The sequence below is a fragment of the Natrinema pallidum DSM 3751 genome (assembly GCF_000337615.1).
Classification (GTDB): Archaea; Halobacteriota; Halobacteria; order Halobacteriales; family Natrialbaceae; genus Natrinema; species Natrinema pallidum.
The window spans coordinates 46,880-67,488 of record NZ_AOII01000089.1; the positions used below are offsets into that span (position 1 = coordinate 46,880).

At 63.6% G+C, this 20,609-nt stretch carries 16 protein-coding genes, 1 tRNA gene and 4 pseudogenes; 9 read left to right on the forward strand and 12 right to left on the reverse strand.

Annotation, left to right across the window (positions count from 1 at the left end):
- Nucleotides 1-119: 119 nt before the first annotated feature.
- Nucleotides 120-1,301 carry a DUF6498-containing protein gene (locus C487_RS15460; RefSeq protein WP_006186751.1) on the reverse strand — a complete coding sequence of 394 codons (1,182 nt, stop codon included), beginning with the start codon at nucleotides 1,299-1,301 and terminating at the stop codon, nucleotides 120-122.
- Nucleotides 1,302-1,741: 440 nt separating this feature from the next.
- On the opposite strand from C487_RS15460, the gene C487_RS21105 reads away from it, so the two are divergent.
- A complete protein-coding gene (locus tag C487_RS21105; RefSeq protein ID WP_006186752.1) occupies nucleotides 1,742-1,906 on the forward strand; it encodes a hypothetical protein in 165 nt (54 codons plus the stop codon).
- A gap of 235 nt (nucleotides 1,907-2,141) precedes the next feature.
- Nucleotides 2,142-2,498 carry a DUF5518 domain-containing protein gene (locus C487_RS15465; protein ID WP_152422522.1) on the forward strand — a complete coding sequence of 119 codons (357 nt, stop codon included), beginning with the start codon at nucleotides 2,142-2,144 and terminating at the stop codon, nucleotides 2,496-2,498.
- Between the two features lie 429 nt (nucleotides 2,499-2,927).
- Here C487_RS15465 and C487_RS19765 read toward each other — a convergent pair.
- The 5 genes and pseudogenes from C487_RS19765 to mct all read right to left on the reverse strand — a co-directional run.
- Nucleotides 2,928-4,253 (reverse strand): annotated as a pseudogene (locus tag C487_RS19765) (TaqI-like C-terminal specificity domain-containing protein); the annotation flags it as partial.
- Nucleotides 4,254-4,439: 186 nt separating this feature from the next.
- Nucleotides 4,440-4,517 (reverse strand): annotated as a pseudogene (locus C487_RS22080) (hypothetical protein); the annotation flags it as partial.
- A 165-nt stretch (nucleotides 4,518-4,682) separates the two neighbouring features.
- Nucleotides 4,683-6,108 (reverse strand): annotated as a pseudogene (gene tnpC, locus C487_RS15475) (IS66 family transposase).
- Between the two features lie 362 nt (nucleotides 6,109-6,470).
- Nucleotides 6,471-8,852, reverse strand: a pseudogene (locus C487_RS15480) (Eco57I restriction-modification methylase domain-containing protein); the annotation flags it as partial.
- 134 nt (nucleotides 8,853-8,986) lie between these two features.
- Nucleotides 8,987-10,159 (reverse strand): succinyl-CoA:mesaconate CoA-transferase, encoded by a 1,173-nt coding sequence (gene mct, locus C487_RS15485; protein ID WP_006186757.1) that lies wholly within the window; start codon nucleotides 10,157-10,159, stop codon nucleotides 8,987-8,989.
- A gap of 165 nt (nucleotides 10,160-10,324) precedes the next feature.
- Here mct and glmS point away from each other — a divergent pair, with 165 nt between their 5' ends.
- The 5 genes from glmS (at nucleotide 10,325) to citE (ending at nucleotide 15,665) form a co-directional block, all read left to right on the forward strand.
- Nucleotides 10,325-10,780, forward strand: coding sequence for a methylaspartate mutase subunit S (gene glmS / locus C487_RS15490; RefSeq protein ID WP_006186758.1), 456 nt, complete (start codon nucleotides 10,325-10,327; stop codon nucleotides 10,778-10,780).
- Between the two features lie 8 nt (nucleotides 10,781-10,788).
- Entirely contained in the window at nucleotides 10,789-12,222 is a 1,434-nt protein-coding gene (locus C487_RS15495) for a methylaspartate mutase subunit E (protein WP_006186759.1), read from the forward strand.
- Nucleotides 12,223-13,500 (forward strand): methylaspartate ammonia-lyase, encoded by a 1,278-nt coding sequence (locus tag C487_RS15500; RefSeq protein ID WP_006186760.1) that lies wholly within the window; start codon nucleotides 12,223-12,225, stop codon nucleotides 13,498-13,500. It abuts the gene before it with no gap.
- Nucleotides 13,493-14,560, forward strand: a complete 1,068-nt coding sequence (gene mch, locus C487_RS15505) for a 2-methylfumaryl-CoA hydratase (RefSeq protein WP_006186761.1) — start codon at nucleotides 13,493-13,495, stop codon at nucleotides 14,558-14,560. The genes C487_RS15500 and mch overlap by 8 nt, the downstream gene beginning before the upstream one ends.
- A gap of 61 nt (nucleotides 14,561-14,621) precedes the next feature.
- A complete protein-coding gene (gene citE / locus C487_RS15510; RefSeq protein WP_006186762.1) occupies nucleotides 14,622-15,665 on the forward strand; it encodes an L-malyl-CoA/beta-methylmalyl-CoA lyase in 1,044 nt (347 codons plus the stop codon).
- Nucleotides 15,666-15,848: 183 nt separating this feature from the next.
- On the opposite strand, the gene C487_RS15515 is transcribed toward citE, so the two are convergent.
- A tRNA-Ser gene (locus C487_RS15515) sits at nucleotides 15,849-15,932 on the reverse strand.
- A gap of 41 nt (nucleotides 15,933-15,973) precedes the next feature.
- Nucleotides 15,974-16,714 (reverse strand): hypothetical protein, encoded by a 741-nt coding sequence (locus tag C487_RS15520; protein ID WP_006186763.1) that lies wholly within the window; start codon nucleotides 16,712-16,714, stop codon nucleotides 15,974-15,976.
- Between the two features lie 111 nt (nucleotides 16,715-16,825).
- Between C487_RS15520 and C487_RS15525 the strand changes: the two genes are divergently transcribed.
- Nucleotides 16,826-17,044: a hypothetical protein gene (locus tag C487_RS15525; protein ID WP_006186764.1), complete on the forward strand. Its 219-nt coding sequence runs from the start codon at nucleotides 16,826-16,828 to the stop codon at nucleotides 17,042-17,044.
- Nucleotides 17,045-17,073: 29 nt separating this feature from the next.
- Here the strand turns inward: C487_RS15525 and C487_RS15530 are convergent, their stop codons facing one another.
- The 4 genes from C487_RS15530 to C487_RS15545 form a co-directional block, all read right to left on the reverse strand.
- A complete protein-coding gene (locus tag C487_RS15530; RefSeq protein ID WP_006186765.1) occupies nucleotides 17,074-17,676 on the reverse strand; it encodes a uracil-DNA glycosylase in 603 nt (200 codons plus the stop codon).
- A gap of 112 nt (nucleotides 17,677-17,788) precedes the next feature.
- A complete protein-coding gene (locus C487_RS15535; protein ID WP_006186766.1) occupies nucleotides 17,789-18,064 on the reverse strand; it encodes a hypothetical protein in 276 nt (91 codons plus the stop codon).
- Nucleotides 18,061-19,137 (reverse strand): Mrp/NBP35 family ATP-binding protein, encoded by a 1,077-nt coding sequence (locus C487_RS15540; protein WP_006186767.1) that lies wholly within the window; start codon nucleotides 19,135-19,137, stop codon nucleotides 18,061-18,063. The genes C487_RS15535 and C487_RS15540 overlap by 4 nt, the downstream gene beginning before the upstream one ends.
- A gap of 54 nt (nucleotides 19,138-19,191) precedes the next feature.
- Nucleotides 19,192-19,512, reverse strand: coding sequence for a hypothetical protein (locus tag C487_RS15545; protein WP_006186768.1), 321 nt, complete (start codon nucleotides 19,510-19,512; stop codon nucleotides 19,192-19,194).
- 204 nt (nucleotides 19,513-19,716) lie between these two features.
- On the opposite strand from C487_RS15545, the gene C487_RS15550 reads away from it, so the two are divergent.
- Complete coding sequence (locus C487_RS15550) at nucleotides 19,717-20,568, forward strand: translation initiation factor eIF-2B (RefSeq protein ID WP_006186769.1); 852 nt, start codon at nucleotides 19,717-19,719, stop codon at nucleotides 20,566-20,568.
- Nucleotides 20,569-20,609 lie beyond the last annotated feature (41 nt).

Below are 20,609 nucleotides of genomic sequence, written 5' to 3' on the forward strand. Positions count from 1 at the left end.
GAACGACCGACGGGATCGCGGCGCTCACGGTTCGAGGTCTCGAGTGGCTCCCGATGTGACGTGTTCTTGGCGTCCCCGTTCGCAGCGCGCTATCGGGGGTGCAACCGGTCGGCGTCGGTTCAGGCGGCGGGTTCGACAGAGAGGGTCCGAACGAACGCCTCGGGGTTCCGGACCAGTGAGAGCGAACGCGACGAGCCATCCGCACAGTCGATCCGGACGGTTCCGACGGCCCCGGACAGGAGGGGGCTCATGAACGTGGTGTCCGTCCGAACGTCCGTAATCTCGCGTCGGGGAAGCCGCCACTGCGGCGCGTCGAGCGTCGTATCGTACGCAATCACGGCGGCATCGTACACGCGGTACTCCACGGCTCCGTCCCTGAGAGACGCGATCGGGAGTTCCAACGCCGCGCGGGCGGCGACGAGGAGCACGACCGTCGCGACACCCGCGGGAAGGCCGAGCCAGAGACCAACCGCGACACTCGAGAACAGGATCACGAACCCGACCGGCGGGAGCAGCGCCAGCATCGCACCGAGGACGAGCGCGTCGAGGGCGATCCCGCGTCCGTCGGTGTGGACGACGGCGAGCGGCGCAGTCTCGGGTACGTCGATCGCAGTCTCGTCCCGCTGGGGGTCGGTCGGCCGGTCGTCGGGCGTGCGGAGGTCGAGGAAATCGTACCAGAGCTTCGTCGCGAGAATCAGGGCGACCGTCGCCGTGAGCCCGAGCCCGGTCCGGTCGGCCCCGAGACCCACGATCGGGACGAGAAAGGCGACGATGACGCCGGCGAGCCAGCGCCGACGGGAGAACGGCGACAGTGCCGTCCACGCGTTGTACCGGTCGGAGCGGATCGACTCGAGGAGCGTGGCCGCGTGCCTGCCCACGACGAGCGCGGTTGCGCCGCCGATGCCGACCAGCGTCCCCCGCTCAAGGGTGCCCGGGGGGCGAGCGAAGAGCATGATGAGAGCCCCGAGCGTCCCGAGCGCGAAGAGCAGCCACCCGCCGTTGAGCGCGAACGGCACGTTTCGCGGGAAGACCGGCGGGAGCCACTCGACAACGCGCACGCTCCCGCGCTTCTCGCGGAGGCGTTCGAGGGGGATGAAGAGCCCGTAGTAGTCATCGTCCACGGGGCGAACGGCAAACAGCGACTCGAGCGAACAGCGGCCGACGTAGACGACCGCCTCGAGCCAGTAGACGACCAGGAGCGGGAGCAGGTCCCAGCCGAACCAGCCGATGCCGACGGCCGGACTGAGCGTGGCTCCGATCGCCAGGACGGGCGGTAGCCGACGGCGGCGAGCAGGTCCCATAGTCGGTTCTCGACGGCGGAGAAACATAAACGGGCGAGAATAAGACCGCGAACAGGATGGCCCCGATCGACCCGTCCCCGAGGCGGACAGCCGCATCCGCAGCACGGGCCTCGAGCCCCGACGGGCCGTGAGCCACCACAGCGCGGGGGTGCTCGAGCGGCGGGGCACCCGGGCGGTGGGCGTCGCTTTCGCGCCGCTTGCAGTAGATATAAGTTCCAACGCGTCAACGGTTATACTGGAAGCCGGTCTCCAAAGGAAAGGGGACGTATCGAAACGTCCCGGGTGCTGGTACCACCCGAGACTTGGCTTCCGACTCCCCGTGAGGGACTCGGTTGCCATGCTTGCATACATTCTACCGGGATATAAACGTCCCGCACGACAGCGGAATCGCCCGACTGCAGGAGTGTCATCCCCGTTCGTTCGCTCGAGGTGTGCGACCCATGCGTAGCGGTCGCGACGGCGATTCGGACGGCGACTCGTCGCCGCCGGAGTGTCCGCGCTGCGGTGAACCGGTCGGATTCCTCACCGTCTCCGGTCCCATGACGGCCTCGGCCAGTCCGTGTGGCTGTACGGTGCCGCCAACCCTCATCCAACCCGACGGCTAGGGGCTCGCTCGAGCCCCGGCAGTCACCCGGCCGGTCGGCAGGAGCCTTCGGAACCACCATCACCACCACGTCGACATCGCAGTCGGTCGGCCGGGCTGTAATCGGGGCCTCGAGTAGGTGTTTTTCTTCATTCCCTGTATTCAAAAAATACTTGATATAAGGACAAGAGACTACATTCATAGGCACTATGGTCTCCAACAGTAATGGCCACTCAGTGGGAAGAACATACACGGGGGTGGACGTCCTCCTCGGTGTTATCTCAATACCGTTCACAGTAATTCTGACATCCGATCCGTCGATGATTTACTTGACTCCGGGTCTCGTGGCCGGTTTCCTGTCCGGGCTATACTACGGGACACACTCTGGGTCGGTGAAACGTGCCGGCCTTCGAACGGGGGCCATCGGTGGCTTACCGGTGGTCTGGTCCTCTGGGGATCTCGTCGTAGCAGAGCTTTCAGCACCGCTTGACATTCTGGCTCTTGCGATCGTGGTGGGAGTGCTGTGGTCTCTCTTCGTGATCGCATTCAGTGCGTTTCTGTCGACACTCTGCGCCATCGGTGGGGACTGGGTATCACACTTTGTCAGCAATTAGCCCAGGACGAACTGCGTTGCTCAGCAATCCACCCGAAAATGGCGACAGCGGATTCGCCCCTACCGGAACGTGTATACGGGTAGACATGTTACTGTGGAATATGTCAGAACTCCATAACAATCCGAGGGCTGGCCTGCTGACCCGACTCCCCTGGAGGATCAAAATCGGGTTTGCAGTGGTCAGTCTCGTGTATGCTGTCGCAGTCCTAACCGACACTATTCAAGACCCAGTTCCAAGCACCGTTTGGGCGGTTGTGTGGGGCGCAGTGGCTGTTGCCGCGATACTGCGAGCAGTGCGTTGGAACGGACTGCCGTTCGTCTCATAGCAAAACAGTTGCACTGTGCGTGCAATGCTGTTCGACAGGTGTCGCGATGCCCCCTGGGCCGATACAGCCACGCTCTGTACAGAACGACAGGAGACTACTGGAGATCAGTTCTCAACGGTGTCTTCAACGATCTCGATCTCCTCCTCGGTCAGCCCGTACAGTTCGTAGACGATTTCGTCGATCAACTCGTCCGTCTTTGTGATTTTCGCCTCGAGTTCCTCGGCTCGCTCCTTCGTCTCGAGGTAGCTCTCGAGGCCGTCCCGAACGTCATCAACGGCGGGCAGGGTGAGCTTTCGGAGCCGATCGACGGGCGAGTTGGTTTTGGTGGCGTTTTCGCGGAAGTTCGCGAAGCCGCCGGCCTCGTCGACGGCCACGGGAACGAAGGCCTCGATCAGGTCGGCCTCGGTTTCGGTGAGGTCCGAAATCTCGAGGGCCGGCAGGGGCTCGGTTTCGGTGTATCCCCACTGGTCGGTTTCGTACTCGTCTTCGTCTTCGTCTTCGGGCTTGTAGCGGGCTGTGAGGCGGATCTCGAGGGAAGTCGAGGACTCGCGGATGATTTCGACAGTGCCGATGCGGAGGTTGTCTCGGTCTTCAGTAGTGTCGGTGAGGATGGAGTCGGCTGCGCCAGTTGGGGGTTGGGTGAGGCCGCTGTCAGCAATAGTCTGGCCATCAGAGTAGGAACCGAGATGATCAAGGAGGGATATATTCAGTGACCTTTTTTTCCCAGACGCCTGCATTATATTCTCGACTTGATTTTCCAATTCTATTAATATGTCCGGCCTCTTAGACACGTCTTCGTGAATCGGTATTTTCCGAATATCATCAGGATAGATGCTGGAATAACTCCCCTGCAGAGTTCCTGTTGCTAAAAATTGTGAAAAATAATACGTTATCAGATTTGAATTGAAAATCCCACAAATAGAGATTAGGCTATAATTATCTGTATCCGATAGCGGCTCAAAGTTCTTCGGTGACTGATTTTCTAGAACCTCATCAGTCCACCTAAGTATATTTGTTACATTATCATTATTATAGTAGCCAGATTTATCAAAGCAGGCTTCAATTCGGTTGTCTGCCCCACTAACCCTTGGAACCACTATCTTATCCGACTCAAATAATTCTGGAAACTTTGACCGATGGAAGTGATCTTTCTTTGATTCATAGTCGATATATTCTCCATCCCAATCAATTAGATATCGAGATATATCACTCCCTTCAATATATTTCTTGTATCCTTCTTGAGGATCCGTAGATATCACGTCATCTTTTTTGAAGTTCAGATCACTATCGGAAGCAGCGTGTGCAACCACTCCAACATTAACACAACAAATACGTCCTGCAGAAATGCTCTCATTGTCAACTTTTCTCTTGAGATCAATATCTGTAGTAGCTAATGATGGCCGGAGCGAATAATTAGAGTATTCTGAGAAATTAGCTTGGGGAATTTCTGCTGTAGTGGTGAATTCAGGATCGTTAAACTCTACTAGATCTGTTCTTCCATTCACTCTTTTTTCGGGAGTCACTACATAAATGAGATACTGTCGGTCAACCTCTCTAAATACTTGATGTTCTCCAAAGTGTATTAGTTGATGAATTGTCCAATCGTCCACCATCTTTTCTCTCAATCTTGCCCCGTATTTTTCGGTTCCAAGTGAAGTGGGTGTGATGAACGAGTGACGACCATTATTCTTCACTAGTGTAGCTGCTCGATAAGAAAAGGGGACAAATAGATCCCAATGTCCAGAGGTTACTTCAGGAGTACGTGTTTACCCCGAGGTCTCGACAGCCGGCACAGCGTGAGCCCGTGAGAGCATCTCATTGCTGCTGATGACTCGACGAAGCTCTTCGTANGTACGTGTTTACCCCGAGGTCTCGACAGCCGGCACAGCGTGAGCCCGTGAGAGCATCTCATTGCTGCTGATGACTCGACGAAGCTCTTCGTATGGATTGCGTCCCTGCTGGCGCCACGTCGCCAGCAGGGACAAGACCGTCTCGTGAACGAACATTCCTCGGTCATTGCGGAGCGTTCCGATGATTTTCCGGAGAACCACTGGCTCACGAAGCGCGTTCTCTGCGGCATTGTTTGTCGGAGAGACCGCTGGCTCACCGACGAAGGTGAGCCAGTGGTCAAGACCTCCTTCGATCTTCCCCAGCAGTGTTGCCACTGGTCCGTCGGGTACTGACCGTTCAATCAGCGATTCAAGCTCTCTTCGCGCCACACGCTGGAGGTCTGCTCTCTCACGGACGGTCAAGTCGCTCTCCAGCCGGGCCTGGAGAGCGACGTACACCNTCTGCCTGCTTTTCCGCGGCGTCTTCAGCCTCTCGAAGAATATGCGCCCAACACCGCTGGAGGTTGCTGCTGAAAGCTGGGTACGCCGTCCACCCGTCACAGATGACCGTTCCCGCGAAGTCCTCGCCGAGGACTTCCGCGGGAACATCACTCCCGCGACTCTCTCTCACCGCGTATAACGTATGCTGAGCGGTCTTGAACGTCCAGATCCACGCCTGCTCACCGTCACGTTTGATGCCTGTTTCATCGATGTGGACCACATCGGCATCTTGGATCTCTCGACGGATCTGCTCGTACTCACAGCGACCGGCGCGCGCAGCGCGCTCGGTCGCGTGCCACGCGGATGCACCCGAGAGTTCGAGTCCGTGTAGTTGCTCGAAGCGGTCAGCGACCTTCCGGTAAGGAAGGCGGTGATCGTACCGTGACAGAGCTGATTGAGCGATGACGTTCACCCCGAACTGCCCCTCATCGGGGCAGTCGGAGTGAGCCGCAACTGTCTCTGTTCCACAGGAATCGCACTGGTAGTAGTGGCGGTTGTACCGAGNGAACTGCCCCTCATCGGGGCAGTCGGAGTGAGCCGCAACTGTCTCTGTTCCACAGGAATCGCACTGGTAGTAGTGGCGGTTGTACCGAGTGATTTCTGGGGGCTGCGGATCAGGAATCTCCTCGACGAGTCGGGGGCTGACGCCCACCGACTCGTCGAAGTGGTCGCCACACTCAGGACAACAGTCACAGGTGACTTCGATTTCTTCGTCAGGATCGGGCGGAGAACGCCACTCTGGGGCGTGACCGTCCTTCCGACCGGGAGTGCCGCCGTCAGTTCGGACATCGTCGTCTTCGTCATCTTGCGAGGTCGGGGACTCGTCAGTCCCCGACCGTCGCTTACTCGGCGGTGTATGTGGATTCTCGTATTTGCGAAGACGTGTTTCGAGTTCTTCGATTCGTTCGTCCTTCTGCTCGAGTTTCTCCTCCAACTCGTCGATTCGCTCTTCCATTTGGAGAAACCGTGAGAGAAGTTCGTCTTTGCTGAGGTCATCCCTATCCACTATGACCACCTCAGCGTTACCTCAGCAGGGTCACCGGGATGGTCTCCGAGCGGAGACCATCCCTGAAGAAGTTCAATTAGCCCTTGCTGAGGGTGCATATCTCCCCGATTGGCCGCCTGCTACGAGACAGTGGCGAAATTTACTGGGGCTAAACACGTACNAATTAGCCCTTGCTGAGGGTGCATATCTCCCCGATTGGCCGCCTGCTACGAGACAGTGGCGAAATTTACTGGGGCTAAACACGTACCTTCAGGATAAAGTGACTCAAGCGTAGAGACAATTTGTTCGTTACTCTCTGTAAGTTCCCAGTTCGAAATCCACGGCGGATTCCCGATCACCGCATCAAACCCAGCATCCGCCCGCTTCTCCCCATCGTCGTTAAAGAACACCTCGGGATACTCCAACTCCCAGTGGAAAAAGGCCTCGTCGCCGCTCATCGCCTGCGCGGTCTGGAACCACGGCTCCTCGCTCAGTTCGGCCCACGCCTCGTCGTCGTCGATCGCCCGCGCCAGCCGCTCGTAGGCCCCCTCGGGCACGTCCAGATCGAACCGCTCGGCAGTGTGGACGTTCGCCACCTCGAACAGCCGCTGGTAGAACGCGTCGGCCCGCACCTCGTCGTAGATCTCCTCCATCGACTTGACGTCCTCGAGCGACTCGTTGTCGATCTCGAGCAACTCCTGCATCCGCTCCATGACGTGTTCGAGGGTGTCCTGCCGGACCCGCGCCAGCGCCTGCTGCAGCGTCAACTGCCCGTCGCCGTCGGCCGCGTCGCTCGAGAGGACCTCGGTTACGTCCGACCCCACCAGCGAGTTGCCCGCCTTGAGGTGGTGATCGAGGAAGGCCAGCGGCTGGTCCGCGGCGAGCGTCTCGAGCCACATCGAGAGCTTCGCGAGTTCGACCGCCATCCCGTTCAAGTCGACGCCGTAGATACACTCCTTGGCCACGTCCCGGCGCACCCGCTGCTCGTCGAAGGCCGTCGCCTCCTCAAGTTCGCGCACCTCCTCCATGACCTCGTTGGCCAGGTACTCCGTCGCCCGCGTCAGGAAGTGCCCGCTCCCCATCGCCGGATCCAGCAACTTCAGGTCCGTCACCCGCCGGTAGAAGGCTCCGAGGTATTCGTGGGTACCGGGCTCGAAGCCCTGTGACTCGAGGTCGTCCTTGATCTCCGCGACCAGCGGCCCGACCGTCTCCTCGACGATATAGGTCACCACGTAGTCCGGCGTGTAGTACGCCCCCGTGGCCTTCCGCTCGCCCTCGTCGTTGACGACGTAGAGCCCGCCCTCGTCGACGGTTTCGACCGCCGCCGCCACGGACACCTCCGTCGCCGGCTTCCAGACCTGTCCACCGTCCTCTGCCACCGCCGCGTACGCCTCCGGCGCGATCCGGAACTGGTGCTCGAGCAGCCCCTCGTAGACGCTCCCCAGATGGCGCGTATCGAGGTCGGCGTAGTCAGCCAACACGTACCGCCCCTCGTCGTTCTCCGTCGTCGAAATCCGATAGATGACCTCCGCGAGATGGCGGTTGCTGACCTCGTGCTCGGCCAGGAACTCGTGGCTTTCCCGATTGAACAACCCGCCGTTGTACGGCGGAATGCCGAGCGATTCCTCGCCCTCGTCGATCAGGCGAAACAGGTCCTCGAGCCGGCTCCACATCGTCGTCGAGTGCTCGCTGTAGGCGTCGTCGAATCCGGCGTCGACCTCGCCGATCTCCTCGTGAATCTCGAGGCGCAGTTCGTCGAGGCTGAAGTTCTCCTCGTACTCCGCGACCGCGTCCCCGCCTTCCGGATGGATCAATCCCCGCGACTCGGCGTAGAGGACGAACATCAACCGATAGAGCAACACGAGCGATTGCTCCTTGAGTTCCCCGAGCCCCGCGTCGTCGTCCGGCTCGATCGCCAGGTCGTTCGTCTCGGCGAAGCCACGGCCCAGCACCCGCAGCGCCGTGAAGACGTTGTCCTGTAGGTCTTCGCCGAGTTCCTGGGCGACCGTCTCGCTCTCCGACCAGACCGAATCGAGAAACGTCGTGCCCCCCGACTCGCGGAACGCCGCCGGCCGGAAGAACGTATAGAAGTACTTGAACGCCTCGAGATCCCCGCGCTCGAGCAGTTCCGGCAGATCGATCTCGTAGTAGGTCTGGGTCTCGTAGTCGTTCGTCCCGTAGAGTCGCCACTTGCGGCCGTTGGTCAACACGCCCCACTGAATCCGCTCGGGCGTCCGCTCGAGGTAGTGTTTGATCTGATGGGAGGCGTTCCGATACGGCCGCTGGTCGCTAAACCGGGTCGTGAAGTCGGCGTCCCACTGCTTGGCTTCGACCAGTCCGACACCCCGCTCGAACAGGTCGGTCGTGTCCTCGGAACTCAGGTAGACCTCCGCCGCGTCACGGCGCGCCTCGGTGTTCTCGAACAGCAACACGTCGACGTACCCCCCGCCCTCGGGCAGCGTCGTCTCGACGTTCGTCCCGAACCCCAACACCTCGAGCACCTCGTCGATCCAGTTGTCGATCAGCGGGTCCTCCTTGTAGCCGTCGACCAGCCCCGACTCGAGATCGTACAGCGACTGCAGGTCGTCCATGGCCGCCTGTGCGTCGTCGTCGCAATCCCACTCCTCGCGGTCCTGAATCCGCTCGTCGAGATAGTAGCCGGAGAAGAGATTCGAGTTCGTGTACGGGCGGTCCGAGAGCGTCGCCTGACTCATGCCTGTCTCCTTGAATTGTCACACCAAGAATCCACTGGTAACAGGGATACTCGAAACAGGCACCAACAGCGCAGTCGTCACCGGAATGACGATCGGCAGGCGGTCGCTCCGGCAAACAGTTACAGCAGCCCGTCTCAGTCGTCGGCCGTCTCCTCCGCCCGTTCGCCGAGCACCTCCGCACGGTGCTCGTCGAGCAGCGGGGCACGACCGCGGGGCTCGGGGTCAGTCTCGCTCATCTTGATCGGGGTGCCCGCGATCTCGACGTCCCTGTCGGCACCGGGCTGTTCGACCGGCACGAGCATGTCCCGGGCGTGGACGTGCGGGTCGTCGAAAATCTCGTCGGTGGTCTGGACCGGCGCGGCCGGCACCCGCCCCTCGAGACGCCCGACGAGTTCGTCGTTGGACAACTCGAGCGCCCACTCGGCCAGGTCCTCGCGAAGCGCCCCGCGGTGCTCGAGTCGGTCGGCGGTCGTGGGGTACTCCTCGGCGAGGTCCGGGCGGTCCATCACGTCACAGAGTTCGGCCCAGTGGTTGTTGTTGAACGCGGCGATGACGGCGTAGCCGTCGGCGGTCTCGAAGGCGTTGTACGGAAACAGCGTGGGGTGGGAGTTGCCCCGGCGGGTGGGAGCCTCGCCGGTGTAGGACTGCTGGTAGATGGCGCGTTCGGTGAAGCTGAGCATCGAGTCGTACATGGCGGTGTCGACGTACTGGCCCTCGCCGGTCTGCTCGCGGTGGTTCACGGCGGCGAGAACGCCGATACAGTTCAGCGTGGCGGTAAAGAGATCGCCGACGCCGGGGCCGGTCTTGGTCGGCGGGCCGTCGGGTTGGCCGGTGGTTTCCATGACGCCGCCCAGCGCCTGCGCGATGAGGTCGAAGGAGGGCTGGCCCTGGCGGTGCGTCTCGCCGGTCCGCGGGTCGCCGAAGCCCCGAATCGAGGAGTAGATGAGCTCCTCGTTGTACTCCGTGAGAGTCTCGTAGCCCAGATCGTACTTCTCCATCGTGCCGGTGCGGTAGTTCTCGATGACGATGTCGGCCTCTTCGACGAGCGAGAGGAAATCCGCGCGGTCCTCGTCGTCGCCTAAGTCCAACTCGATGCTCCTCTTGCCGCGGTTGACGCTCTGGAAGTAGCCGCCGTAGGCCTCCTCGTCGGGATCGTCGACGAACGGCGGGTTCGACCGGATCATGTCCCCGCCAGGGCGTTCGATCTTGACCACGTCCGCGCCCATATCCGCGAGCAGCATCGTGCAGTACGGCCCGGCCAGCACCTGGGTCAGATCAAGCACGCGAAGGTTCGAGAGTGCTCCCATGTGTGTGTATGCCCCCCTTCCCAAACCAGTACCAAAACCCTTACCATCGATTATGTAGTTGTTCTCGTATACCACGAGGGTTGTGGTCATCTGACATAGAGACGCTGTTAATATCCTTAAGAAGTATTATCATGGAAGATCATTAGGTTTATATCGCAGTTCCTCATGGTTTTGGATACGATGTCCCAAACGGTCGTCCTCGGCGTTATCGGCTCCGATGCCCACGTCGTCGGCATCACGATCTTAGAGCAAGCCTTCAGTGCAGCCGGCTTCGATGTCGTGAACCTCGGCGTTCAGACCTCCCAAGAGGAGTTCGCGGAGGCCGCCAAGGCTCACGACGCAAGCGCTGTACTCGTCTCCTCGCTCTACGGCCACGCCGAGCAGGACTGTCAGGGATTCCACAGCGTTCTCGAGGACGCGGGTGTCGACGCGGTCAGCTATATCGGCGGCAACCTCGCCGTCGGCCAGGACGACTTCGAGCAAACCCGGCAAACGTTCCGGGAGCTCGGGTTCGACCGCGTCTTCGACTCCGAGACCGACCCCGAGGACGCGATCGCCGCGCTCCGCGAGGATCTCCAGATCTCGCCGACCGAATCGGAGCCGGCCACAATTACCTCCTAACTGGCTAGATGATACGAGACGAACGCATTCCATCCGACGAGCTACGGCGTATCGACGAGGAGATTCGGTCGAATTGGCCGACGGGTGCGGACGTCGACTTCGAGGACGCGATCGCATACCACGAGTCGCTGCCCGACCACAAGCGATTCGCGGACGTCCTCGAGTCGGCCGACAAGCCCCTCCTCCAACCCCGGGCCGGCGTTCCGCGGCTCGACGACCAGATCGAACTCCTGCAGTACCTCCACGAGGAGGGCCAGGCGGACCTCCTCCCGACGACCATCGACTCGTACACGCGCGACAACGAGTACGAGAAGGCCCAGCAGGGCCTTGACAAAGCCCTCGAGACGGGCGACGACACGCTGAACGGCTTCCCGGCGGTCAATCACGGCGTCGACGGCTGTCGGGAACTGATCGACGCGATCGACGCGCCGATCGAGGTCCGCCACGGCACGCCCGACGCCCGACTGCTGGCGGCGATCACCTTCGCCGGCGGCTTCCAGAGCTTCGAGGGGGGGCCGATCTCGTACAACATCCCGTACACGAAACGCCACGGTCTCGAGGAGACCATCGAGAAGTGGCAGTTCGTCGACCGGCTGGCGGGGGCCTACACCGAACGCGGCGTGCGGATCAACCGCGAGCCGTTCGGGCCGCTGACGGGGACCCTGGTCCCGCCGTCGATCGCGATCGCGATCATGCTGGTCGAAGGGAAACTCGCCGCGACCCAGGGCGTGCGCTCGATCACGCTCGGCTACGGCCAGGTCGGCAACGTCGTCCAGGACGTGGCCGCCCTGAACGCCCTGAAGAAGCTGGGCAACGAGTACCTCCCCGACGAGGTCGTCGTCACGACCGTCTTCCACGAGTGGATGGGTGGCTTCCCGCCGGACGAGGCCCGCGCCAACGGCGTCATCAGCCTCGGCGGCATGACTGCTGCCATCGCCCAGCCGGACAAGGTCATCACCAAGTCCCCCCAGGAGTTCCAGGGGGTTCCGACCAAGGAGGCCAACTCCGCCGGCCTGCGCACGACGCGGCAGGTCATCGACATGGCCATCGAGCAAAAGATCGACATCGACGGCATCGCGGAGGAACAGGACCTCATCGAACGCGAGACCCGCTGTCTGATGGACACCATCTTCGAGCACGGCGACGGCGACGTCGTCCAGGGGACGCTCAAGGCCTTCGACTCGGGCGCACTCGACGTGCCCTTTGCACCCAGCGACAGCGCCGCCGGGGCCGTCCTGCCCGCACGGGACGACGACGGCCGCGTCCGCATCTTCGAGTGGGCTGACCTCGAGATGGACGACGATATCAAGGAAATACACAAGGCTCGACTCTCGCAACGCGCCACGACCGAGGGCCGCGATCAGTCCTTCCGAATGGTCGCGGACGATGTCGACGCGATCAGTGACGGCAAACTCATCGGCCGACCACAGGGTGACGTCTAAATGGAGATTACAGGATTACACGCCACGCCCGGCTACTCCGGGTTCTTCTTCGACGACCAGCGCGCGATCAAGCAGGGAGCAGCACACGACGGCTTCACCTACGAGGGCGAGCCGGTCACCGACGGCTTCGACGAGATTCGCCAGGCCGGCGAGACGCTCATCGTCGATATCGAACTCGCCGACGGCACCGTGGTGCGGGGCGACTGCGCCGCGGTCCAGTACTCCGGTGCCGGCGGCCGCGATCCGCTCTTTCAGGCCGCGGCGTACGCCCCCGTCATCGAGGGTCCCGTGGCCGACGCACTCGAGGGCCGGGACGCGACCGACTTCCTCGACAACGCCGAATCCCTCAAGCAGTTGGAGGTCGACGGCGACCGGCTCCACACCGCGATCCGCTACGGCGTCTCGCAGGCCTTACTCGCCGCCGCAGCCGAGGCCGAAAACACCACGAAGACGGACGTGATGGCCGACGCGCTGGGTACCGAGCCCGCCACGGAGCCAGTCCCCGTCTTCGGCCAGTCCGGCGACGACCGCTACAATAATACGGAAAAGATGTTCGTCAAGGGCGTCCCCGTCCTGCCCCACGCGCTCATCAACAGCGTCGAGAAGATCGGCGAGAACGGCGAAGTGCTGCTCGAGTACGTCGAGTGGCTCGTCGAGCGCTCACAGGAACTCGGACCGGACGGCTACGAACCCAGATTCCATATCGACGTGTACGGGATGATCGGGGAACTCTTCGGCGCGCCCTACGACCGCGACGAGATCGTCGACTACTTCGCCGCGCTCGAGGACGCCGCAGCGCCGTACCCGATCCAGATCGAGGGGCCGATGGACGTCGGCGACCGCGAGGATCAGATCGCGGCGATGGTCGAACTCCGAGAGGGGCTCGCCGAGGCCAGCGTCGGCGTCGATATCGTCGCCGACGAGTGGTGTAACACCTTCGAGGACGTGCAGGCGTTCGTCGACGCGGGCGCGGCGGACCTCGTACAGGTGAAGACGCCCGATCTGGGCGGCATCCACCGCAGCGGGCAGGCGGTCCGTTACTGCGAGGGGACCGACACGCGCGCCTACCTCGGCGGCACCTGCAACGAGACGGAAACCTCCGCGCGGGCCTGTGCCCACGTCGCGCTCGCGACGAACGCCGCGCAGGTGCTCGCCAAGCCCGGGATGGGCTTCGACGAGGGGTACATGATCGTCGAAAACGAAATGCGGCGGACGATCGCCCGCCGCGAACGGGACGAGCAGCGAACCGAAACTGACGAGGTGACCGCAGATGACTGAGTGGACCGATCCGGACACGTTCGCACGGGCGCTCGCGGAAGTCGAGACCAAGGAGAAGGGCAACTGCTTCGAGGACTTCGAGGAGGGGGACCTCATCGAACACGCTCCCGGACTCACCCTCACCGAGTGGGGCAACGAACAGTGGATGAGCCAGACGCTCAACCACGACCCCGCCTACTGGCGCACTGATGCCGCCGAAGCGCGCGGGTTCGACGAACCGCCGATCCACCCGGACTATCTCACCGCCGCGACGCTCGGGATCACCGTCGAGGATCTGAGCGAGAAGGGGGGCTACTTCCTCGGGCGAACCGACGTTCGGTTCCCCGGCGCGCCGGTCTACGCGGGCACCGAACTCCACGTCGAGAGCGAGGTCGTCAATACGGCGACCTCGAGTTCCCGACCCGAATACGGCATCGTCTCCTGGCGGACCCGCGGCACGGACGCCGAGACCGGCGACGTGCTCTGTTCCTACGATCGGACGAACATGATCCCGCGCCGCGAGCCGGTGGCCACGGACGGGAGCGGAGCCGCAACCGCCGACGGGGACGGCGATGACGAACCCGACCTCCCCGCCGAGTTCATCTCGCCGGACGGCGGCTCCTACGAGGACTTCGTCGCGGCCCTCGAACAAGCCGACGACGAGAACGCGGCCGTCGCCTACCGCCACGAGCGCGGCCGCACACAGGACGACGTGACAGTCGCCTCGCTGCCCCTATCGACGCTCAATACCGCCAAACAGCACCATAACGTCGACGTCATGGCCGACTCGCCGTCGGGCAACATCGTCACCTACGGCGACGTGACCCGCTCGACGGCGCTCGGTCACGCCCGTTCTGACGAGCGGACGTGGCGCGAGGTCGGCTTCGACGACGAATCCTTCCACACGTTCGTCGCCGTCGGCGACACCGTCTACGCCTTTACGCGCGTCATCGAGGCCGAGGACGACGCCTCGAGTGACGCCGCCGGCACCGTCACCTTCGAACACATCGCGTTCAATCAGGACGACGACCCGGTCTACTCGGGGACACGAACAGCCGAGATTCGAAAGCGCTCGAACTGAGACGAACGACCATCAGAGACGACCGCAGACAGACACACACACACACACTCCCAGACAAACCATGACCGACGACATTCGACTCTGCCGTACGTTCCAGACTGCACCGGCCGCCGTTCCGAAAGACGACTCGGCGAAGTACCTCACCTCCGCGCTCGAGGCGGAGGGGTTCCAGGCCCCCGACTGGCTCGTCCCCGACATGGAAGACGGGACGGCACCCGATATGAAAGCCGAGGGCCTCGAGAACACCATCGAGAAGGTTCCCGAGTACGACTTCCCCGGCGAGATCTGGCCTCGCGTCGAGTGGAGCTACGAGGACGAGGAGTACTGCCAGAAGGGCCGCACCCAGATCGACCGACTGGTCGGCGAGATCGGCGACGAGATCGATGGCGTCGTCGTCCCCAAGGTCGGCCGTCTCGCGGACGTGAAACGTGCCGCCGAGGTCGTCGCCGAGGCGGAGGCCGAACACGGCTACGACGACGGCTCGATCGGGCTCTCGGTCATCGTCGAGACCGGTCGCGCCCGCTCCGACCTGCGCGAGATCTCCAAATTCGGTGCGGACTCCCGACTCACCGCCCTCGTCTTCGGCCCCGTCGACTACGCGGCCGAACTCGGCGGCCGCGACCTCGGCGACGGCATGCCGCGCTGGGACGGCCTGCTCGAGGCCCTCTCGAACGAGGCCAGCGCCGGCGGACTGCTCTCGATCGGCGGCCCCTTCGACGACTTGTTCAAGGAGCGTGCCGGCCTGACCTACTACAACGCCGACGAGTACGCCGACCAGATCGAGCACGAGGCCCAGCTCGGACTCGACGGTTCCTGGTCGCTGTACCCCAAGCAGACGATTCAGGCCAACACCGTCCACATGCCCACGCCCGACGAACTCGAGCGTGACGTGCACAAGATCGAACGCTTCAACGAAGCCAAACGCGAGGGGACCGGCGCGGTCACCATCGACGGCCAGATGGTCGACGAAGCAACCTTCAAGAACTTCCGGAACACCGTCCAGCAGGTCCGCGCGATCGACGGCATGCGACCCGCACAGACCGAGGAGTACTACGACGCGGAACTGCTCGACCGAGCGCGCGATCTCGAACTGTCGTATCGCTGAACTGCGGGCTCGAGACGGTGCCGAGCCGTCGCCGCGCCGTACTTTTGTACCGGGTGTGTCCCGGCCGGCATTGCGCGTCGATACGCCGTGTGACGGTCCGGGCTGACGGTCGGCGTTGGATGGCCTGCGCTGTCCGCCGCTCGAGAGACTTGGCACTCCGTTCGTCGTCTGCGCCGCGAAAAACGGTGGGGATGGGATTTGAACCCATGAGGCTTGACAGCCACCTGCTCTCAAGGCAGGCGCGTTGGGCCGCTCTGCCACCCCACCTCACCTGCACGTTCTCCGCACGTTCAAAAAGGGTTGTCGGTCTACTCGCGCTCGAGCGCGCCGTCGTCCCCGACCGTCAGCCCCAGTTCGTCGACCAGCGCCGTCGTCGCCTCGGCACCCGGACGGTCGGCCGCCCGTCGGGCCTCGAGTCCGGCCACGGTCGATCGGAGCCCGGCCGGCGTCGACACGGTCGGGAGCATCGGCGCGAAGCCGACGCCGAGACCGCCCTCGCTCGCACGGCGACTCATCGTCGAGAGCGAGGGCGTGGCGTACGCATCAGTGAAATCGATCGGCTCCGCGAACCCCGCGAAATAGACCCTCCCCTCGTCGGACGGCCCGAGGATGACCTCGTGACGCCGGAGCGACATCGCCGCTCCGTCGATTTCCGTTCTGTTGACCAGCGGCACCGTCGGCTCGAGGACGCCCACGCTCTGGGCTCCCTCCTGCTCGAGCAGGTGCGTGACGGTGTTGCCGATGTGAGCGGCGCGGTTCGAACCGACCTGCCGTTCGAACCGGATCGCCGCGTCCTCGCCGAGCGCGTCGAGCGCGAGCGCCCGCACCTCGGCCTCGGGGTCGCCGTCGGCCTCGTCGGCCGGCAGGGTCTCGGCGTCGCGGTAGTTGAGCAGGAGGTCGCCGCCGCTGCGTGCGACGGCCCAGCAGACGTCGGCGACGGCGGCCTCGTAGAGCGACGCGGCCTCGGCTTCGGTCAACGGCGATCCGTCGGCGAGCGACGAGAGGACGAGTCCCTCGCGTGGCGGGTCGATCGGGACGACGACGATCATGCCCCATCCTCCGAGCGCACGGTTCTTGAACGCGGCGCTTCCGGGGGTCGCGGGACCGAAACCGATGGGAAATGAAGGTGAATTATAACGGTGTAGTCCCTCCGGAACGGTATGGACGAACGGTCGCTCGCCGGACTGCTCGCAACGCTCGTAATCGCCGCGCTGGCAGCGCTGGGCGTGTACGGATTCAGCACTGGTTATCTCCTTAACTCACCCGGCCCGCTCTTCGCCCCGACGATCGGTGTGTTCGCCGTCGCGGTTCTCACCGTCGCGGCGTTGATCGCCTCCGGCGTCGGCTCGAAACGCTGGCGCGAGAACCCGTACTGGTAACCGCTCGGGTCGCTGTCACCGCCGCTTCCTCACCGTTCCTGCCGTCCCTTCGTCTGCCGATAGTCCGACGCCATCAGGTCCACGAACGTCTCGAGCCAGACCTGCGTCTGGTCGCTCGTCTGTGCGTGCGGTTCGATCATGGGAACGAGTTCGAACCCGCGGCCCCGAATCCGCGTCGCGTGGTCGGCGGGCAGCGAGAGGTCGTCGACCGGGGTCGTCGTGTACTCGACGCCGAGTTCGGTCAGCGCGCGCTCGCCGACGGGAACGAGGATTTCCGGATTGATCATCCGGATCTCGGCGTTGAGATAGGGGTCGCAGTTACCGATCTCCTCGTCGGTCGGCCGCCGATCGGGATCGCGACAGCGGGTGAGGTTCGTCAGGTAGACGTTCTCGAGGGCGGGCGTTTCGGCCGGCGAGGTCACGTCACAGAGACCGAGCCGCTCGAGCAGCCGTCGCAGTCCGCCGTCGCCGTCGCTGCCGCCGACCCCGGCGAACGGAACGCCCGTGTCGTCGGCGCGCGCCGTCGGCCGCTCGCCGACGAACAGGAAGTCAGCGCCGACATCGCCGTAGCCGTGGACGACCCGACTGCGCGTCTCACAGAGCGCCGGGCAGTTCCGACACTCCTCGTCCATGCCGTAGGGGTTCGCTCGAGACCGTTGATTCGCGTCCACACTCGTATCTCGGTGGGGAAAGGCAAAAGCGACGCGCCCCGGCGGCCGGCCGATCGGTCTCGAGGCAGCCGACTCAGCGACCGAGCCCGCCGCGTTCGGTGACCTCGAGAATGAACTTCACGTTGCGGACGATCTCCTCGGGCGAGGTATCCTCGCCCTCGTCATAGAGGTCGCTGGTCCGATACAGGATGTTGGCGAGCTGTTTGCTCTCGCTGGTGTCGCCGCGCACGTCGTCCGCGATCTCGCGGAGGAACGCGACGCGCTCGGGATCGGGCGCGAATTCGGTGTCCGAGCCGGTGGTGTCGGCCGTCGCGATTCCGCGCTCGGTGTCGTCTTGGTCGTCGCTCATCGGTCCGGTGAGGAGGTCTCGCTGCGTCGGCTCTGGGAAATGGCCTGTCGGTGGACGATACCCGTGTTATTCGCCACGTTCTCGGTGATCGTCCGGAGGGCATCGCTGGTCCCGTCTCCATCTTTGAGGACCGTCGGCTTGCCGCCGTCGCCGCCCTCGCGGACGGCCGGATCGAGCGGAATCGAGCCGAGGAACGGGAGTTCGTGCTCCTCGGCAAACGCCTCGCCGCCGCCGGAGCCGAATATGTCGTGTTCGCCGCCACAGTCGGGACAGGCAAACGTCGACATGTTCTCGGCGATCCCAAGCACGACCGTGTCGTGTTTGGCGAACATCTCGAGGCCCTTCCGAGCGTCGTCCAGCGCAACGTCCTGTGGGGTGGTGACGATGACTGCGCCGGTGACGGGCATGGTCTGGAGCATCGTCAGCTGGGTGTCGCCGGTCCCCGGCGGCAGATCGACCACGAGGTAATCGAGGTGACCCCACTCGACGTCCTCGGTCAGTTGCGTGATGACCTTGTGGACCATCGGCCCGCGCCAGATGACGGGGTCGTCCTCGCCGGTCAGGAAGGCCATGCTCATCAGCTTGACGCCGTACTTCTCGGGCGGGACGAGCGTCTCGTCCTCGGTAGCCATCGGCGGCTCGTCGGCGTCGACCATCCGCGGGACGTTCGGCCCGTAGACGTCGGCGTCGAACAGGCCGACGCGAGCGCCCAGTTGGGAGAGACCGGCCGCGAGGTTGACTGCAACGGTCGACTTGCCGACGCCGCCCTTGCCGGAGGCGACGGCGATGACGTTCTTGACGTTCGGCAGCACCTGTTCCTCGCTGGTGAGATCGTCGCGGTCAGGGACGCTGGCGGTCAGGTCCGGCTCGAGGCCTGCGTCGGTGAGGACTTCGCGAACCGCGGCGGCGATATCGCTCTCGCTAGGGGAGTACGGGGCACCCAACGCGAGATCGACATCGACCTGGTCGCCGTCGATGTCGATCTCGTTGACGAGCCCGAGCGAAACGATGTCGTCGCCGAGTTCCGGATCGTCGACCGTCCGGAGCCGGTCGCGAACGGCGGTTTCGTTCATGTCACTAGCTACTTGCCAGCGTCGAAAAGGGTTGTGTTCGGGCAGCGGAACCGCTCACGGACTGAAATCGAACCGCGGCCCGCCGTAGGTCGGCGGCTCCGGCTCGAGTTCGACACCCTGCTCGTAGCGGACGAAGTTGAGGTAGAACGGCCGGCCACAGCCCTCGATGGGCTCGCCCTCGAGGTCGGTGACGGGACCGTCCTCGCCGCAGAGGAACTCGATGCCGTCGGCCGACTCGAACTCCTCGTCGGGGCCGGCGTACTCCCATCCCGGCTGGGGTAGTTTGGTCACGGATCGGTCAGCGAGGTCCGGCCGGCGCTCGACGCTCACGACAGCGCCGCAGTGTGGACACGTGTACCGGACGGTGACGGTCATCGGCGGCACTAGGGGACTCGAGGACGTAAGCCTGCGGGCAGCGGTGAAATCATCGACGACTCGGTGCCAGGTCATTCTGGCACCGGGCCGCGGCGCGGTTTCGAGATCGTCGAGAGCGCGTGACGGCGACCGGGTGACGGATCTGCGATGGGACGGCTGAGTGCACCCGGAACACCTTTTGCGCTGACCGAAAACCATCGGAGTATGATCGACGAGACGGCCGAGGAAATCCGTGAAATGCAGACGCACAGTTCCTCGGTGGTCGCGGTCCACGCGACCCAGGCCCTCGAGGAACTGGTCGGGCGGGAGTTCGCAACGGTCGAGGAGTACACGCGCGCCCTCGAGCGCAACGGCTCCGTCCTACGGCGGGCGAACCCCTCCCACGCCTCGCTGCAGAACGCCGTCCGGGAGGTCGTCGACGACGTGACCGAGGCCGACCCGGACAGCGTCGAGGCGGCCCAGCAACTCACCAGTGAGAGGATCGACGCGGTCGTCTCCCGGATCGAAGCCGGCAAACGCCTGGCCGCCGAAAACGCCGCGGCGGTACTCGAGGACGGGGCGACCCTCCTGACCCACGACTACTCCTCGACGGTGGCCGAGGCCCTCGAGCAGGCGACCGACGCCGGCAAGGCGTTCGATGTCTACGTCACGGAGGCGCGGCCCCGATACATCGGGCGCAAGACGGCCCGAACCCTCGCCGAGTTCGACGGGGTCGAGACGACGCTGATCACCGACAACGCGCACGGACTTCTCCTCGAGGAGTGCGATCGGGTCGTCGTCGGCATGGACTGTATCGTCGACGAGACGCTGTACAACCGCGTCGGGACGTTCCCGATCGCGTCGACGGCCGCGCGACTCGACGTTCCGGTCACCGTCCTGGGTTCGGCCTCGAAAATCGTCAGCGAGGGGTTCGTCTTCGAGAACGAGTACCGGCCGAGCAGCGAGGTGCTGCCCGAGCCGGCCGACGGGTTCGCCATCGAGAACCCCGCCTACGACGCGACGCCGGTCGACCTGCTCGAGAGCGTGATTACGGACGAGGGCCGACAGGAGTTCTGAACCGCCCCGCGGGGAGTTACGACCGGTGTCGGCCGACGCCG